A 17,180-nucleotide genomic window follows, 5' to 3' on the forward strand; every position below is an offset into this window, starting at 1 on the left:
CACCCAAGAAGTGTGAGACCTTGCGGTCAAGGCGACTACAACGACAGCAAACATCAGTTTTCCAGCGATTGTTGGTCGAGAGACCGGCAATCATCAGTTTATTGCCTGGCGGCGATAGCGTTGTGGACCCACCTGACCCCATGCCGAACTCAGAAGTGAAACGCGACCGCGCCGATGATAGTGTGGCAGCTGCCATGTGAAAGTAGGTCACTGCCAGGCACCCAAATTTGCTGATATAGCTCAGTTGGTAGAGCGCACCCTTGGTAAGGGTGAGGTCCCCAGTTCAAATCCGGGTATCAGCACCATATTACAGTTAGATGTAGCAAGTTTTGTTTGACTGCCATAGCGTTGTGGAACCACCTGATCCCATGCCGAACTCAGAAGTGAAACGCGACCGCGCCGATGATAGTGTGGCAGCTGCCATGTGAAAGTAGGTCACAGTCAAACACCTATCCCCAAGCCCCGCTGAAACAGCGGGGCTTTTTCGTTTCAGAGCTGATATTTTTTCGTATACTGCCACGGCTGCCGGAACCTACCGGTCAGTCGCTCGCTGTCATGGCGTTTGGTGAACCTGATGTTCTTCTCATGGCTCTCGATAATGAGAGAGCGTGCCATGGGCTCAATAAAGAGTGACAAAGATCACCTTTTTGAATCGGTTTTTGCCGCAAAATGCCCCATAACTCGTATTTTATCTGCAAGTTAACAAGAGGTTACATCTTGTCTGGCAGATAATTCGGCAGCAGTCATTCAAAGCAGATATGTGAGCATAATGAACGATAAAAACAATCAGATTGACGTTAAAAACGTCACCGGAGCCGTACGCTCCCATCGGCCGACGGATGATGGCCATATCTATGTACGGGCGCAGAAAGGTCAGTGGCAGCGGCTGCGCAAGCTGATGGGCTGGTTTTTCATGCTGCTCTTCGTGGTCGGCCCCTGGCTGACCTGGAACAACCGGCAGGCAATACTGCTGGATGTTGAACAGCAGCGTTTCCATATCTTTGGCTCTACCATCTGGCCCCAGGACTTGACCTTGCTGGCCCTGCTGTTTGTGGTGGCGGCCTTTGGTCTCTTTTTTATTACCACCTTCCTGGGAAGAGTCTGGTGTGGCTACCTGTGCCCGCAAACGGTATGGACTTTCCTGTTTATCTGGTTCGAGGAGAAATTCGAGGGCAGTGCCAACAAACGTCGGCAGCTGGATAAATCTTCTTGGAATTTCAATAAGCTGTGGCGTAAATCCGCCAAACATGCAGCCTGGCTGGCGGTTTCCCTGTTCACCGGCTTCACCTTTATTGCCTATTTCGTACCGGCAGTGGAGTTGGGCCTGGGCCTACTGACCTTTTCCGCCAGCTTCTGGCCTGTATTCTGGGTATTGTTCTTCGCCTTCTGTACTTATGGCAACGCGGGCTGGATGCGGACAATAATGTGTACTCATATGTGCCCTTATTCTCGTTTCCAGTCGGCCATGTTCGATAAGGACACCTATACCGTCAGTTACGACGTCGAGCGCGGGGAACAGCGCGGCCCGCGCCCGCGCAAGAAAGATCCGAAAGAGCTGGGGCTGGGGGATTGCATTGATTGCGACATGTGCGTGCAGGTCTGCCCGGCGGGTATCGATATACGGGATGGTCTGCAATACGAATGCATCAACTGCGGTGCCTGCGTGGATGCCTGTGATCAGACCATGGAGCGCATGGGGTACGAGAATGGGCTGATCAGCTACACGACCGAGCACAAGCTGCGCCACAAAGAAACTCATGTGGCACGGCCGAAGCTGATCGGTTACGGTGTGGTCATGGTGATCATGCTGGCGGCCTTCGTTTATATGGCGGCCAACATCATGCCGCTGGGGGTCGAGGTGATCCGGGATCGCAATCAGCTTTATCGTGAAACCGCCGAGGGCCTGGTAGAAAATACCTATACCCTGAAAATCATCAATAAAACTCTGGAGGCGGAGACCTATCAGCTGAAGGTGGACGGTGTCGACGAGCTCGAATGGATTGGTCCGACCGAGGTTACCGTCAGCGGTGGGGAGGTGTTCACCCTGCCCATCAGTCTGTCGGCGGATCCCTACCTGTTGTCGTCGCCGGTACAGGACATTACCTTTGTCGTGACCCGGGCCGGCGCCGCGCCGGATGAAAGAAAGTCCGGCGCGCGTAACGAAAGTAAATTTTTCGGCTCTGCACGCTGATCCTGCGGGCCACGGTCAATATTCCGTGGCCTTCTTCTATCTGGAGTCATATGAACTATCACCAGCTTACTCCCGATTTCATTGCCGATGCCCTGGCCAGCGTAGAAATCTATGCCGATTCAGGACTGATGGCGTTGAACAGTTATGAAAACCGGGTTTATCGCTTTAAAAGTGAAGACGAGGGGACCCTGGTCGCCAAGTTTTACCGGCCTCAGCGTTGGAGCCGGGAACAGATCCAGGAAGAGCATGATTTCCTGACCGAGTCGGACGCCGCCGGAGTCAGGGTCGCGACGCCGCTGCGCCGCCAGGGTGCCAGCCTGTTTGAGTACCATGGCATTCTGTTCGCCGTTTGGCCGGCGGTGGCGGGGCGACAGTTCGAGGCCGATAATCTCGATCAGTTGGAGGCGCTGGGGGAACAGCTGGCCCGGCTGCACCAGGTTGGTGAGCGCTTTGTGCTGCGCCACCGTCCTCTGCTGTCTACCCAGGATTATCTGGAGCAGTCTTATCAGACCCTCAAACGGCAGGCCACCATCCAGCCGACCACCAGCCAGGCGTTTTTTCCTCTGCTGCGCCAGGTCATCGATCAGGCCGTGCGCCTCTATCGTCCGAAACGGCAGCTTACCCTCCACTGTGATTGTCACAGCAGCAATATCCTGTGGCGCGACGGCCCCTGGCTGCTGGACTTCGACGATTGCCGGCGCGGTCCGGCGGTGCAGGATCTGTGGATGATGCTCAGCGGCAGCCGTCAGGAGCAATTGGTTCAGCTCGATACCCTGCTGGCCGGTTATGAGTTGGTGCGAGAGTTCGATGCGGCCGAGCTGGCCCTGATTGAGCCGCTCAGAGCCATGCGAATGGTGCACTATATGGCCTGGCTGGCGGCCCGTTGGTCCGATCCCGCCTTTCCGGCCAACTTTCCCTGGTTCAACACCGAGGATTACTGGCAGCAGCAACTGAAGGTACTGGCCGAACAGCAGCTCAGTTTGGATGCCCCGCCGTTGTCCTTGACGTCCTGGAACTGATTATTTAACTTGAAGCAGCCTTTACTGATTGGGAATCTTTATGAAAACGTTCATCTTTGCCTTGTTTACCCTGTTACTGGCTCCCTTGGCCAGCGCCGCGCCCGAGTTCAAGGAAGGGGTTGAATACACCGTTGTGAAGGAAACGGCGAGCAGCAAACCCGAGGTCACCGAGTTTTTCTCTTATATCTGTCCCCACTGCTACAGCTTTCAGCCCCTGATGAGCAAGCTGGAAGAGCGGGTGCCCGAAGCGCAAATCAACAAAGTACCGGTGCCGTTTCTGGGCCGTGAGCTGGGGCCCATATTGCAGCGAGCCTACGGTGCTGCCGTGCTGCTCGAAGTGGAAGATCAACTCACACCCGCCATCTTCGATCAAATCCATCGCCAGAAGAAAACGCCCGGCTCGATGGAGGAAATCAAGGCTATTTTTGTCGCCAATGGGGTTGAGGCCAGTGCCTTCGACGGCGTGATCAACAGTTTCGCGCTCAATGGCATGGTGGCCCAATACGACAAGGCGACCGAGAGCTTCAATGTGCGGGGCACGCCGACCATAGTGGTGAAGGGGAAATACGAGCTGAACATGGGCGAAATTGGCTCGGAAGAGCGTTTCTACCGGGTGGTGGAGTATCTGCTGGCGGCCGACTGACGCGCCGGTGAAGGTGGGCCGGCTTCCTCTTCGGCCTGCCGGCCTTAGTGTCGTCAGGGAGTATTGCGCTTGCCCGGCGCCAGGGTGCGAATATTGGATCTATGGGCCTGGTTGCGCGCTTCGTGTTCCTGCCAATGCTCGGTGGGCAGATGGAACAGGTAGAACTTCTCCCTGTGGGTATCGGTTACGAACCCCATGCCCTGCAGGGCCAGCTCGTAGTGAATGTCCGAAATAAACTCATGATTGAACCGCTGCCTTTCCGAGAGCGTCGCGATATCGTCCCTGGTCAGATAAACACCGGGTTTGGCCTCTTTAAACCGCTCGTGCAGCCACGCAGCAAACTCCTTAGCACTTTTCATATGATTTCCTTATCTATGCCTGCCACCTATTAAGGTATAGCAGCTCTTTTATTCGGTGTTGAAGGCGGCGCGACAGCCATCCGCTTCAGCTCTGCAGCTGGCGCAGCAATTTATCCATGGCGCGATAGCCAAGTGCTTCGATCAGGTGCGCCCTGCCGATCACCTCCTGATCATCCAGATCGGCGATGGTACGCGCCACCCGGATCAGCTTGTGCCAGGCGCGAATCGACAGTCTCATGTTGTGCAGCGCCTGCTCCAGAAATACAGCATCCTCCGCCTTGAGCGGACAGAGGCGCTCCATTTCGGGGACGCTGAGCCGGGCATTGGTTTTTCCGGCCCTGTCCAGCTGTTTGGCCCGGGCGGCCAGTACCCGATGGCGTACCGTGGCCGAGCTTTCGCCGGGCGGGCGGGGCTGGCTGAGTTCGCCGGGCGGCAACAGGGGGATCTCGACCGACAGGTCGAACCGATCCAGGAAGGGGCCCGACACCTTGCTCAGGTAGCGCAATATCTGTTCGGAGGAACTGCGGCTCTGGCCATCCCCATAATGGCCGCAGGGGCTCGGATTCATGGCCCCGATCAGCTGGAAGCGGGCGGGAAAGGTGACTCTGTGTGCCGCCCGGGAAATGCTGACGTTGCCGGTTTCGAGTGGTTCCCGCAGGGCATCCAGTACCCGCCGTTCGAACTCGGTCATCTCGTCGAGGAAGAGCACACCGTGGTGCGCCAGGGAGATTTCGCCCGGCTTGGGGTAGCTGCCACCGCCCACCAGGGCGACCGCCGAGGCGGAATGGTGCGGTTGGCGGAAGGCGCGCTGGCGCCAGGCCTTGGGATCCAGGCCGATACCACTGATCGAACGCACCGCCGCCGCTTCCAGCGCTTCCTCCTCCGACATGGGTGGCAGCAAGCCGGGCAGGCGTCCGGCCAGCATGCTTTTGCCCGTCCCCGGCGGGCCGAGCAGCAACAGGTTGTGTTCGCCGGCGGCGGCAATTTCCAGGGCGCGCTTGCCACTCTCCTGGCCGATGACGTCGCTGAGATCGGCGGATGCCGTTTCCATCGCGGCCGGGACCGGCGTGGGCGCGACCAGCTCGCCCTGTTGCTGTAGCCAGGCGGTAATGGCCAGCAAGTGCGGCGCCAGCCGTGCGGGGCAGGGGACGATGACACCGGCTTCGCCGGCATTATCGTCGGGCAGTATCAACTGGCGCTGGCTGTCCCGGGCGGCGAGTACCGCCGGCAGGGCGCCTCTGACCGCCCGCAATTCGCCGGTGAGCGCCAGCTCGCCCAGAAACTCCAGCTGAGTGAGCTGGCCGGCCGGTATCTGCTCCGAGGCGGCGAGAATGGCGATGGCGATAGGCAGATCGAAGCGGCCGCCTTCCTTGGGCAGATCGGCGGGAGCCAAGTTGACGGTAATGCGTTTGGCCGGGAATTCAAACCCCGAGTTGAGCAGGGCACTGCGTACCCGGTCCCGGGCTTCCTTAACGGTGGTTTCCGGCAGGCCGACGACATTGAACGCCGGCAGGCCATTGGCCAGATGGGCTTCCACGGTGACCAGCGGGGCATTGACCCCCAGGCTGGCGCGGGCAAAAACAACGGCGAGTGACATCCCGGTCCCCCTGACACTTTATTTTATTAAAAACGATTTTATTGGTTTTTTACTCTGGTTTTTTTCGAGCCACTACGGGCCTTCATTTCGTTTTGTGAACAATAAAGTCTTGTCTAGTATTGGTCATTATGCTAGTTCTATATGCCGGTCGAGCCGGACAGTCCGGCGTGCACACCTATTTTTACGGTCGGTATATGAATTTGTTTGTACGTTTCGTCAGCATTATCGTGGTCCTAGTGGTGATTACTAAATCGCCGCTCGGGGTACTGTGGTCTGACGAAACGTAAAACAACCGGCAGACAACAACGCAAAACCCCCGAGCGACCGACTCGGGGGTTTTTTTTTAACCGGCTTTTGCAGCAGGACAGGGACACAATCAGATGAATGGCGCTCAGTACATCGTTAAGGCATTAAAACAACAAGGGGTTACCCAGATCTTCGGTTATCCGGGCGGAGCCATCATGCCGCTGTATGATGCCTTGTACGATGGCGGGGTTGAGCATCTGCTGTGTCGCCACGAACAGGCGGCCGCCCTGGCGGCGGTGGGCTACGCCAGAGCCAGTGGTCAGGTGGGGGTGTGCATGGCTACCTCCGGCCCCGGGGCCACCAACCTGATCACCGGCCTGGCCGATGCCATGCTCGACTCTATCCCGCTGGTGGCGATCACCGGCCAGGTACCGATGGCGGCGATCGGCACCGATGCCTTCCAGGAAGTCGATGTGCTGGGCATGTCCCTGTCCTGCACCAAACACTCTTATTTGGTAGAAAATGCCGAGGATCTTGGCGCCATCATCGCCGAAGCTTTCGAAGTCGCCCGTTCTGGCCGGCCTGGACCCGTATTGATTGATGTGCCCAAGAATATCCAGGTGGCGCTGGTTGAACCTAAACGAACGGCTCCCTTTGAATCCGAAACCCATGCCCTGGATCAGGAGGCGCTGGAGCAGGCCAGGGCCCTGCTGGCCGAAGCCCGCCAACCGGTTCTGTACGTGGGCGGCGGTGTCGGCATGGCCGGTGCCGAGGCAGAATTACGTGCTTTTGCCCGTGCCTGCCGCCTGCCGGCGGTCACCACCCTCAAGGGTATCGGCACCCTGGATCCGGACGATGAACTGTTTTTGGGCATGCTCGGCATGCACGGTACAAAAGCCGCCAACCTGGCCGTTCAGCAGAGTGATCTGCTGATTGTGGTCGGTGCCCGTTTCGACGACAGGGTCACCGGCAAGCTGGACGCCTTTGCCGTCGACGCCAAGGTGATCCACCTGGACAAGGACGCCGCCGAATTCGGCAAGGTGCGCCATGCCCATGTGGCCATCAGTGACGATTTGAAAGCCGTATTACCGCGCCTGGCCGACGGTGAGCCGGATATCGCCGGCTGGCGTGAGCAGTGCAGGCGGCTGAAGGTCGAGCACGGCTGGCGCTACGACCACCCGGGCGAGGCCATCTACGCGCCACTGATGCTCAAACAGCTGAGCGAGGCCCTGGACGACAACGCCATGGTCAGCTGCGACGTGGGCCAGCACCAGATGTGGGTGGCCCAGCACATGCGTTTCACCAGCCCGCGCAATCACCTGAGCAGCGCCGGCCTGGGCACCATGGGCTTCGGCCTGCCCGCCGCCATCGGCGCCAAGCTGGCCCGACCGGAGCACACCTCGGTGCTGGTGTCCGGCGACGGCTCCTTCATGATGAACGTGCAGGAGCTGGGTACCCTCAAGCGAGCCCAACTGCCGGTGAAGATGGTGCTGCTCGACAACCAGCGACTCGGCATGGTGCGCCAGTGGCAGGAGCTGTTCTTCGACGGCCGCTACAGCGAAACCATACTGACCGACAACCCGGATTTTGTGGCCATGGCCGCGGCCTTCGATATCCCCGGTGAAACCATCACCCGCAAGGAGGAGGTCGAGCCCGCCATCCGGCGCATGCTGGCCACCGACACCGCCTACTTATTGCACGTCCGTATTTCAGAGGAAGAAAACGTCTGGCCCTTGGTGCCGCCGGGCGTCGCCAACGATCAGATGATGGAGAAAAAAGCATGAACCAGCACAATTTGCACATCGAAACCCAATTTCGCCCGGAAGTGCTCGAACGGGTACTCCGTATCACCCGTCACCGGGGTTTCCGGGTGGATGACATGGAAATGTCCACCTCGGCCGATTGTCAAAGCGTTAACATTAGAGTTACTGTCAGTAGCGAAAGGCCCATCCAGCTTTTGAGCCGCCAGCTTGAAAAACTGATGGACGTCACCCGTGTCGAGGCGCAGGTGCTGGAACAACAGCTCAGAAAAACGGCTTGAGGAAAATAATAATGTCGACCGCTAACTACATCTGGTTCAATGGAGATATGGTGCCCTGGGACAAGGCCCAGGTGCATGTGATGACCCATGCCCTGCATTACGGCTCCTCGGTGTTCGAGGGGATCCGGGCCTACAACACGCCCCAGGGGCCGGTGATTTTCCGCCTGGAAGAGCATGTTCAGCGGTTGTTCGATTCCGCCAAGATCTACCGGATGCCGATTTCCTACACCAAGGCCGAGCTGATGGATGCCTGCCGCGAGGCGGTGGCCAAAAACGGGCTGGACAGCGCCTACCTGCGGCCGCTGGTGTTTATCGGCAACGTCGGCATGGGCCTGAATGCACCCAAGGATGTGCCCTGCGAGGTGATCATCGCCGCCATTCCCTGGGGCGCCTATCTGGGCGAGGAAGGGCTGGAAAACGGAGTGGACGTGTGCGTGACCTCCTGGAACCGGCTGGCGCCCAATACCATGCCCACCGGCGCCAAGGCGGGCGGCAACTATCTGTCTTCCCAGCTGATTTCCGGTGAGGCCAAGCGCCATGGCTACACCGAGGGCATCTCCCTGGACGTGCACGGCCACCTGAGCGAAGGCGCCGGCGAAAACCTGTTCCTGATCAAGAAGGGCGTACTCTATACCCCGCCGGTTACCGCCTGTATCCTGCCTGGTATCACCCGCGACACCCTGATGACCCTGGCGCGGGAGGCCGGCTACGAGGTGCGCGAGGAGGCCATTTCCCGAGAAGCCCTGTACCTGGCCGACGAGATGTTCATGACCGGCACCGCCGCCGAAGTGACCCCGGTACGCAGCGTGGACGGCATCAGCCTGGGCGAGGGCAAGCGTGGCCCCATCACCGCCGAACTGCAAAAGGCCTTCTTCGGCCTGTTCGACGGCACCACCCGGGACAAGTGGGGCTGGCTCACCCCGGTAAAAGATTAATCGCATACGGAGAAGGGGCGCGACGGGCGCCCCTGATGTTCCCACCTTATTTCAGGAGTAAAGCAATGCCAAGGTATCGTTCAGCCACCACCACCCACGGTCGCAACATGGCCGGCGCCCGCGCCCTGTGGCGCGCCACCGGCATGACCGAAGAAGACTTCGGCAAGCCGATCATCGCCGTGGTCAACTCCTTCACCCAGTTCGTGCCCGGCCACGTGCACCTCAAGGATATGGGCCAGCTGGTGGCCCGGGAAATTGAGGCCGCCGGCGGGGTCGCCAAGGAATTCAACACCATAGCGGTGGATGACGGCATCGCCATGGGCCACGGCGGCATGCTTTACAGCCTGCCCAGCCGGGAGCTGATCGCCGATTCGGTGGAATACATGGTCAACGCCCACTGTGCCGATGCCATGGTGTGCATCTCCAACTGCGACAAGATCACCCCCGGCATGCTGATGGCCGCCCTGCGCATCAACATCCCGGTGATCTTCGTCTCCGGCGGCCCGATGGAAGCGGGCAAGACCAAGCTGTCCGACCAGATCATCAAGCTGGATCTGGTGGATGCCATGATCCAGGGCGCCGATCCCACCGTGTCCGACGCCCAGAGCGAGCAGGTCGAACGCAGCGCCTGCCCCACCTGCGGCTCCTGCTCCGGCATGTTCACCGCCAACTCCATGAACTGCCTAACCGAAGCCCTGGGCCTGTCCCAGCCCGGCAACGGCTCCCTGCTGGCCACCCACGCGGATCGGGAGCAGTTGTTCAAGACTGCCGGCCATCGTATCGTCGAACTGACCAAGCGTTACTACGAAGGGGACGATGCCGCCGTGCTGCCGCGTAACATCGCCACCAAGGCGGCGTTCGAGAACGCCATGGTGCTGGATATCGCCATGGGTGGATCCACCAATACCGTATTGCACCTGCTGGCTGCGGCCCAGGAAGCGGACGTGGACTTCACCATGGACGACATCGACCAGCTGTCGCGCCGGGTACCCCAGTTGTGCAAGGTGGCGCCGTCCACCCAGAAATACCATATGGAAGACGTGCACCGGGCCGGCGGCGTCATGGGCATACTGGCCGAGCTGGCCCGGGCCGGCCTGCTGAAGACCGAGGTCAACACCGTGCTGGGCATGACCCTGGCCGAGCAACTGGCCCGTTACGACATCATGGTTACCCCCGATGACGCGGTGAAGACCATGTTCCGTGCCGGCCCGGCGGGTATCCGTACCACCAGGGCTTTCAGCCAGGACTGTCGTTGGCCGACCCTGGACGACGACCGCGCCGAGGGCTGTATCCGCAGCATCGAGCACGCCTACAGCCTGGAAGGGGGCCTGGCGGTGCTGGCCGGCAACCTGGCGGTGGACGGCTGCATCGTCAAGACCGCCGGCGTGGCCGACGACAATCTCCTCTTCCGCGGTCCGGCTCGAGTCTACGAGAGCCAGGACACCGCCGTGGCCGGCATTCTCGGTGGCGAGGTCAAGGCCGGCGAGGTGGTGGTGATCCGCTACGAAGGTCCCAAGGGTGGCCCGGGCATGCAGGAAATGCTTTATCCCACTACCTACCTCAAGTCCATGGGCCTGGGTACCAAATGTGCGCTGATCACCGACGGTCGTTTTTCCGGCGGTACCTCCGGCCTGTCCATCGGTCACGTATCGCCCGAGGCGGCCAACGGTGGCACCATCGGCCTGGTGCAGAACGGCGATATTATCGATATCGACATCCCCGGCCGCAAGATAGCGCTGGATGTGCCGGAAGCCGAGCTGGCCGCCCGCCGTGCCGCCATGGACGAGCAGGGCTGGCTCCCGGTCAACCGCGAGCGGGAAGTGTCCTTCGCCCTGCGAGCCTATGCCTCCCTGGCCACCAGCGCCGACAAGGGCGCGGTACGCGATCGCAGCAAGCTGGGAGGTTGAGGTGATGGCTCAACCGGCAGTGAAAGACGCCGCCGCCCTGCGCTCGGCCACCGAGTACCTGCGCCGGATCCTGCTGTCACCGGTGTACGAGGCGGCGCGGGTGACGCCGCTGTCGCCGCTCAAGAAAATTTCCGAGCGGTTGGGGCACCCGGTGTCGCTCAAACGGGAAGACATGCAGCCGGTGCATTCGTTCAAGCTGCGCGGTGCCTACAACAAGATTGCCCAGCTCAGCCCCGAGCAGCAGCAGAAGGGTGTCATCGCCGCCTCCGCCGGCAATCATGCCCAGGGAGTGGCCCTGTCCGCCGCCAAGCTGGGCATCGATGCCACCATAGTGATGCCGGTGGTGACTCCCGACATCAAGGTGGAGTCGGTACGCCGTTTTGGCGGCCTGGTGGTGTTGCATGGCAACAACTTCGACGAGGCTTATGCCCATTGCCAGGAACTGGCCCAGGCCCGGGGCCTGACCCTGATCCCGCCCTTCGACGACGAAGACGTGATCGCCGGCCAGGGCACCATCGGCCGCGAGCTGCTGGAGCAGGACACCCGCCTGACCCATGTATTCGTGCCGGTGGGCGGCGGCGGCCTGGCCGCCGGGGTGGCGGTATACATCAAGCAGCTGCTGCCCCAGGTCAAGGTGATCGGGGTCGAGGCCGAGGGCTCTGCCTGTCTCAAGGCGGCACTCAAGGCCGGGGAGATCGTCACCCTCGACCGGGTCAGCATGTTTGCCGATGGTGTGGCGGTGAAGCGCATGGGCACCGAAACCTTCCGCCTGTGCCGGGAATACCTGGACGGGGTGGTGACCGTGACCTCGGACGAGATCTGCGCCGCGCTCAAGGACATCTTCGAGGACACCAGGGCCATCGCCGAGCCGTCGGGGGCGCTGTCGCTGGCCGGGCTGAAGAAATACAGCCAGGCCGGGGACTATGCCCACGCCCGCATGGCGGCCATCCTCAGCGGGGCCAACGTCAACTTCCATTCCCTGCGCTACGTGTCCGAGCGCTGCGAGCTGGGCGAGAAGCGGGAAGGGGTGCTGGCGGTGACCATACCGGAGCGCAAGGGCGCCTTCCTGGAGTTCTGCGAGGTGCTGGGCAACCGCATGGTGACCGAGTTCAACTACCGTTATTCCTCGGAAGACAAGGCGGCGCTGCTGGTGTCGGTGCGGCTGTCCGACGGTGATCGGGAGCTGGTGCAGATCATGGCGGAGCTGGAGCAGGCCGGGTATCCGGTAGCCAACATGACCGACAACGATCTGGCCAAGTCCCATGTGCGTTACATGGTTGGCGGCCGGCCGCCCAAGCCGTTGCAGGAGCGCTTGTACAGCTTCAAGTTTCCGGAGCAGCCGGGGGCGCTGATGCGCTTTCTGCGCACCCTGGGCACTCACTGGAACATCAGTCTGTTCCACTACCGCAACCACGGCGCCGAATACGGCCGGGTGCTCTGTGCCTTCGAACTGCCCGACGCGGATCTGGCCTCGTTCGAGAGCCACCTGGCGGAACTCGGCTACACCTGGTACGACGTGACCCAGGATCCCGCCTACCAGTTCTTTCTGGCGCATTAAACCGAGGGCTCCCGATGGGGGCCCTCTACTTGATGACTAAAGGCGCCTGTTTCACGGGTATGAGTCGGCCAAAGGGCCAGCTCCGCCGACACGCTTCAAGTACATCCCTGTATCGCTCGGCACATGCCGTCCATGGCATGTGACGGTCGGCGGAGCCGTTCCCTTTGTCCGCCTGCTCTGACATCAGTGTTGTCTGCTTGAGACAACCTAAAGCTTTCGCTTCCATCTATGGTCTTCTTATGAAAGGCGGCTTAACCCACCCGCAACATTGTTCACAACAATGTATTGATCAATGTCGGTCCTCCTGCTCTAATTCTCGCCGTTCCCTTTCCTTGTGCAGGAGTGTCCTCGATGGCGCTGTTGTCTGCGATGCTGGCCGGTATCAGCCAGATCTATTTTGTGAATCACCTCCTGGCCGGCCTGCTGATGCTGCTGGCGGTGGCCTGGGTCTCTCCCTGGATGGCACTGGCCATGGCGCTGGCGGTGGCCGCCGCTACCCTGCTGGCCCGCTGGCGACGCTGGGAGCCGGCGGCCTGGCGGGACGGCCTGTTCGGCTTCAACGCCGCCCTGGTGGGGCTGGCCATCGGCCTGTTTGCGCCGCCTGGACCGGTCTGGCTGGCGCTGGCACTGTTGGGGGGCGCCCTGAGCGCCGCCATCTACGCCGGGCTGCGCCGGCTGGCCGGCATTCCCTGGTATACGCTGCCTTTCAATTTGTTGGTGCTACCCTGGCTGTATCTCGAGGGGACCCGGTTGATCGAGGTGCCCGAGGGCCACCAGTTTGCGTTGTCGGCGGTGGGGCAGGTGGTGTTCCTGCCCGACAGCCTGTCGGCCCTGCTGATCTGTGCCGCGCTCTCGCTGGCGGGGGCCGGGCTGCTGTGCTGGGCGGTGATCGGCGGGGTGCTGGCCAGCCTGGCCGCCTGGGGCCTGGGCGTCAGCAGCGATGTCATCACCTTCGGCCTGGCCGGCTACAACGGGGTGCTGGTCGCCATCGGCCTGTACTGGCACCGGCTGGCGCCGGGCTGGATCCTGGCCGGCATTGTCGCCGCCGGGCTGATCAGCGGCCTGATGTTGAAGCTGGGGCTGCCGATGCTGACCATGCCCTTCGTGCTGAGTTGCTGGCTGTGCCTGGCATTGCGCCAAGGGATCTGTTATCAGGGAAACAAACGCATTCACGACAGGGAGAAGGCATGAAACTGGGATTTATCGGGATCGGACTGATGGGCCAGCCCATGACGCAACGGCTGCTGCAGGCGGGCTTCGAGGTGCGGGTATGGAACCGCAGCCCGGACAAGTTGGTGGCGGTGAAAGCGGCTGGCGCTCTTGAGGCGGCCAGCATCGCTGAGCTGGTGGAGCAGGTGGATCTGGTGCTCTTGTGCCTGGCCAACACCGCGGTGGTGGAAGAGGTGGTGTTCGGCGCTGGCGGCGTGGCCGGCCACGGCCGGGCCGGGCAACTGCTGGTGGACTTTTCCAGTTCGGATCCGGAGGCGACCAGGGATTTTGCCACCCGGCTACAGGCCGCCTGCGGCATGGGCTGGGTGGATTCGCCGGTATCCGGCGGCGTGGCCGGGGCCGAGGCCGGCACCCTGGCCATCATGTGCGGTGGTGAGACGGCGGACATAGAGCGGATTCGCCCGGTACTCGCCCCCTTGTCCCAGCGTATTACCCATATGGGGCCGGTAGGCGCCGGTCAGGTCACCAAGGTGTGCAACCAGATGATCGTGGGCTGCAACCTGATGGTGCTGGCGGAGATGATGGCCCTGGCCAAGGCCTGCGGGGTGGCGGCGGACAGGATCCCCGAGGCCCTGGCCGGCGGCTTTGCCGACTCCAAACCCATGCAGCTCACCGGCCCCCTGATGGCGGCGGAGTCGGACCCGGATCCCAAGTGGCATGTGCGTACCTTGCTCAAGGATCTGGACATGGCAACGTCCCAGAGCCAGCGTGCCGGCAGCGCCACTCCCATGTCGGGGCTGGCCGCCCAGCTGATGCGCCAGCACGGCAGCCAGGGCTACCTGGAGCGGGATCCCGCCACCCTGATCAAATTGTATAAACAGTGATAAAAAGGGAGCCGAGATGGCTCCCTTTCAGACTACTGACAAAGCTTCGGGCTTACTTAAACAGGCAACACCTATGCCAATGTAGGAGGACAAAGGGAACGGCTCCGCCGACCGTCACATGCCAGGGAGGGCATGTGCCGAGCGTCACAGGGGCGAGCTTGCCTCGCCTTGACGAGTCGTTTCAGCCTGACCGAACATCCGGTGAATGTTCGCAGCAGGCTGAAACGGCAAGTGTCGGTTTTTGAAGCGTGTCGGCGGAGTTGGGCCTTTGGCCGACTCATTCCAGTGGAACAGACGACTTTGTCACCAATCAGAAAGGGAACCTTAAGGTTCCCTTTCTGATTCAGGCCGGTGGCCGGCTCACAGCGCCAGGCTATGGCGGTAGTAGTCATTGGCCTTGGCCAGATCCTTGCGTTTTTCCGCCAGGCTGGCCAGCAGCACATAGTCCCGGGCACAGGGCTTGAGCGACACCGCCTTATGCAGCTGCTCTTCGGCCTGCTCGGGCTTGTTGTCCTTCAGGTACAGCTGGCCCAGGGCGGAGTGCAGCTCGGGCAGGCTTTCCTTCTTCGATTTTTTCTCCAGAGCGCTGAGCAGCGGGTGATAGTCGCCGAGTTGCAGCCGGGTCAGGCAGGTCAGCAGGCGCGGGTCGGTTTTCTTGTCCAGCCCTTCCAGCAACAGCTGCTGGGCTTCCTTGTGCGCCTTGAGTCCGATCAGTCGCTCGCACAGGGGGGCCAGGATATCTGCCTGATATTTCTCCTTGCGTGCCAGCCCTTGCCACAGGGTGATCAGGCCATCGCTGCCGCCGGTTTTGGCGGTATCGTCAAACCAGCCCGCATAGGCCTGTTGCTGCAGCACCTGTTTTTCATCGGTGTCGAGCAGGCCCTTGTCGGCCAGCGCATCCAGGGTGGCCAGCAGTGGCTGCCATTCACCGGTGACCAGGTAGACGTCTTTCTGCAGCTTGAGGATGGCCGGCTGGGCGCCGTACTCCTTTTCCAACAGTCGGACTCCCGCCAGGGCCTGTTCAAACTGGCCCTGCTGGTATTGCAGCCGGGCCTGGGTGATGCCCACCGCCAGGCCGGCACCGGGGCTCTGCTCATGGGCTTGGCGCAGGTAGTCGTCACGCTTCTCTTCAAGGCCCTGGGCCTGGGCGGCGGTGGCGGCGTTGAGGTAGTTGAGCAGCGCCAGATCGTTGCCCTTGGTGCCCTTGAGCAGCATTTTCTCGGCGGTGGCGTAGTCTTCCGCCACCAGCGCCTGCATGCCGCTCTGGGTGTAGCTCAGCGCCTTGCGGCGACGGCGGCCCATGAACCAGCCACGTGTGCGGTGGCTGAGGCCGAAGAGGCGGCCCAGCAGCCATTCGATAAACAGCAGCAACAGGTAGAACAGCACTGCCGCCACCAGGAAGATGGTGACCGTGGTTTCGATGGTGTAACTGCCGGCGGCCACCAGCACATAACCCTGGCGGCCGGTGAGATCCGGCCCTATTACCAGGCCGGCCACCAGTATGGCGACGATAATCGCAAGACGTATCATGGTCTCCCCCTTACAGGCCGGTCAGCAGGCGTTGCAGCCGATCATCCAGCAATTGTTGCAGACGCTCCTGAGCGGTGAATTGCTCGGGGTAGTCCACATCGATCTGCTGGCCGCTGAGCTGGTCGATCTGCTCCAGCATGAACTGGCGCACGCTGTCGTCGGCGAAGTAGTCCTGCAGCCATTGCCTGGCTTGGGCCAGAGAGCTGTCGTATACCTCCTGCTGCTCGCGATAGACCGCCAGTTGGGCCTGCAACAGCTTGCCCTTGAGATTTTCGCCCAGGTACCAGTGCTGCTGGGGCGACAGCAGGGCTTCCACGTTGCCGTCGCGGCGGCGTACGGTGACGAAGTCGTCGGTAAAGCTGGCCCAGCTTTTCTTCAGGTTTTCTTTCCAGTCGCCGACCGATTCGGACAGGGTGAAGTCCGGCTCTTCGGCCCGGGCCATGATCACCCCGGCCAACTGGAGTTTGTCGACCTGTTCGTTGACGCTGTTGAGCTTGATCACCAGGCCTTCCCGATCGACCTTCTGTACCGATTTTATGCTGGCGATGTCTTCCGCCAGCGCCCGGCGAATGGGCACCAGGCCGGGATCGTTGAGGGCGGCCAGACGTTCGTCGGCGTTGGCCAGCATCATGGCGGCGGCCACCACGTCCTGTTCCAGCCACATCTTGCGGCCGGCCATGCGCACCAGGTATTCGGCTTCCGCCAGCATCCAGTCATTGGGGCGTTTGTTGTCCAGATCCAGCACCTTACGCGACAGGCCGTCGAGCTGTTCGGTGACGCTGTCCTGGTTGCCGGCAAGCGTGGCCAGCCTGGCGTCCTGTTCGGCCCTGGTGGCCTGCAGCACATCTTGTTGTTGCTGCAATTCGGCCTGCAACCGGTCCAGTTGCCCGGCCTGGGCCACCGCCTGGTTGTGGCCGTGCCAGTACAGGCCACCGGTCAGCAGAATGGCGAGGATAATGGCCACGATGGCCAGCGCCTTGGCGGAAGATGACGACTTTTTCTCGTCGGCGGGGGCGGGAGTGGGCTGCGATGCCGCCTCGGGGGCGGTGTCCGGTGTGGCGTCAGCACTGCTGGTCACGGGCTTCTCTTGCTTATCTTGA

Annotated in this window: 14 protein-coding genes, 1 tRNA gene and 2 rRNA genes; 13 read left to right on the forward strand and 4 right to left on the reverse strand. The window is 61.3% G+C overall.

Going from position 1 to position 17,180, the window contains the following annotated elements:
• Nucleotides 1-104: 104 nt before the first annotated feature.
• The 6 genes from rrf (C7H85_RS10560) (at nt 105) to C7H85_RS10585 (ending at nt 3,853) form a co-directional block, all read left to right on the forward strand.
• Nucleotides 105-219, forward strand: a 5S ribosomal RNA gene (gene rrf / locus C7H85_RS10560).
• A 10-nt stretch (nt 220-229) separates the two neighbouring features.
• Nucleotides 230-305: transfer RNA gene (locus C7H85_RS10565), tRNA-Thr, on the forward strand.
• Between the two features lie 27 nt (nt 306-332).
• Nucleotides 333-447, forward strand: a 5S ribosomal RNA gene (gene rrf, locus C7H85_RS10570).
• Nucleotides 448-769: 322 nt separating this feature from the next.
• A complete protein-coding gene (gene ccoG / locus C7H85_RS10575) occupies nt 770-2,191 on the forward strand; it encodes a cytochrome c oxidase accessory protein CcoG (protein ID WP_106729684.1) in 1,422 nt (473 codons plus the stop codon).
• A 50-nt stretch (nt 2,192-2,241) separates the two neighbouring features.
• Nucleotides 2,242-3,210, forward strand: a complete 969-nt coding sequence (locus tag C7H85_RS10580) for a serine/threonine protein kinase (RefSeq protein ID WP_106729685.1) — start codon at nt 2,242-2,244, stop codon at nt 3,208-3,210.
• A 40-nt stretch (nt 3,211-3,250) separates the two neighbouring features.
• Nucleotides 3,251-3,853, forward strand: coding sequence for a thiol:disulfide interchange protein DsbA/DsbL (locus tag C7H85_RS10585; RefSeq protein WP_106729686.1), 603 nt, complete (start codon nt 3,251-3,253; stop codon nt 3,851-3,853).
• 53 nt (nt 3,854-3,906) lie between these two features.
• On the opposite strand, the gene C7H85_RS10590 is transcribed toward C7H85_RS10585, so the two are convergent.
• Together C7H85_RS10590 and C7H85_RS10595 are read right to left on the reverse strand one after the other, a co-directional pair.
• Complete coding sequence (locus C7H85_RS10590; RefSeq protein ID WP_210433624.1) at nt 3,907-4,212, reverse strand: hypothetical protein; 306 nt, start codon at nt 4,210-4,212, stop codon at nt 3,907-3,909.
• Nucleotides 4,213-4,297: 85 nt separating this feature from the next.
• Nucleotides 4,298-5,809 (reverse strand): YifB family Mg chelatase-like AAA ATPase, encoded by a 1,512-nt coding sequence (locus tag C7H85_RS10595; protein ID WP_106729687.1) that lies wholly within the window; start codon nt 5,807-5,809, stop codon nt 4,298-4,300.
• 380 nt (nt 5,810-6,189) lie between these two features.
• Here C7H85_RS10595 and ilvG point away from each other — a divergent pair, with 380 nt between their 5' ends.
• From ilvG to C7H85_RS10630, 7 genes are all read left to right on the forward strand, one after another.
• Complete coding sequence (ilvG, locus tag C7H85_RS10600) at nt 6,190-7,839, forward strand: acetolactate synthase 2 catalytic subunit (protein ID WP_106729688.1); 1,650 nt, start codon at nt 6,190-6,192, stop codon at nt 7,837-7,839.
• Nucleotides 7,836-8,096, forward strand: coding sequence for an acetolactate synthase 2 small subunit (gene ilvM / locus C7H85_RS10605; RefSeq protein WP_106729689.1), 261 nt, complete (start codon nt 7,836-7,838; stop codon nt 8,094-8,096). Before ilvG ends, ilvM begins: the two co-directional genes overlap by 4 nt.
• Nucleotides 8,097-8,107: 11 nt before the next feature.
• A complete protein-coding gene (locus C7H85_RS10610) occupies nt 8,108-9,031 on the forward strand; it encodes a branched-chain amino acid transaminase (protein ID WP_106729690.1) in 924 nt (307 codons plus the stop codon).
• Between the two features lie 65 nt (nt 9,032-9,096).
• Nucleotides 9,097-10,938 carry a dihydroxy-acid dehydratase gene (gene ilvD / locus C7H85_RS10615; protein ID WP_106729691.1) on the forward strand — a complete coding sequence of 614 codons (1,842 nt, stop codon included), beginning with the start codon at nt 9,097-9,099 and terminating at the stop codon, nt 10,936-10,938.
• Nucleotides 10,939-10,975: 37 nt separating this feature from the next.
• Nucleotides 10,976-12,496: a threonine ammonia-lyase, biosynthetic gene (gene ilvA / locus C7H85_RS10620; protein ID WP_106729923.1), complete on the forward strand. Its 1,521-nt coding sequence runs from the start codon at nt 10,976-10,978 to the stop codon at nt 12,494-12,496.
• 351 nt (nt 12,497-12,847) lie between these two features.
• Nucleotides 12,848-13,687 carry an urea transporter gene (locus C7H85_RS10625; RefSeq protein WP_106729692.1) on the forward strand — a complete coding sequence of 280 codons (840 nt, stop codon included), beginning with the start codon at nt 12,848-12,850 and terminating at the stop codon, nt 13,685-13,687.
• Nucleotides 13,684-14,550, forward strand: a complete 867-nt coding sequence (locus C7H85_RS10630) for an NAD(P)-dependent oxidoreductase (protein ID WP_106729693.1) — start codon at nt 13,684-13,686, stop codon at nt 14,548-14,550. Before C7H85_RS10625 ends, C7H85_RS10630 begins: the two co-directional genes overlap by 4 nt.
• A 360-nt stretch (nt 14,551-14,910) precedes the next feature.
• Here C7H85_RS10630 and C7H85_RS10635 read toward each other — a convergent pair whose 3' ends face one another.
• On the reverse strand, nt 14,911-16,080 hold the full coding sequence (locus tag C7H85_RS10635; RefSeq protein ID WP_106729694.1) for a heme biosynthesis HemY N-terminal domain-containing protein: 1,170 nt from the start codon (nt 16,078-16,080) through the stop codon (nt 14,911-14,913).
• 10 nt (nt 16,081-16,090) lie between these two features.
• Entirely contained in the window at nt 16,091-17,158 is a 1,068-nt protein-coding gene (locus tag C7H85_RS10640) for a uroporphyrinogen-III C-methyltransferase (RefSeq protein ID WP_245879643.1), read from the reverse strand.
• Nucleotides 17,159-17,180: the final 22 nt, after the last annotated feature.

Source organism: Zobellella endophytica, from assembly GCF_003012775.1.
Lineage (GTDB): Bacteria > Pseudomonadota > Gammaproteobacteria > Enterobacterales > Aeromonadaceae > Oceanimonas > Oceanimonas endophytica.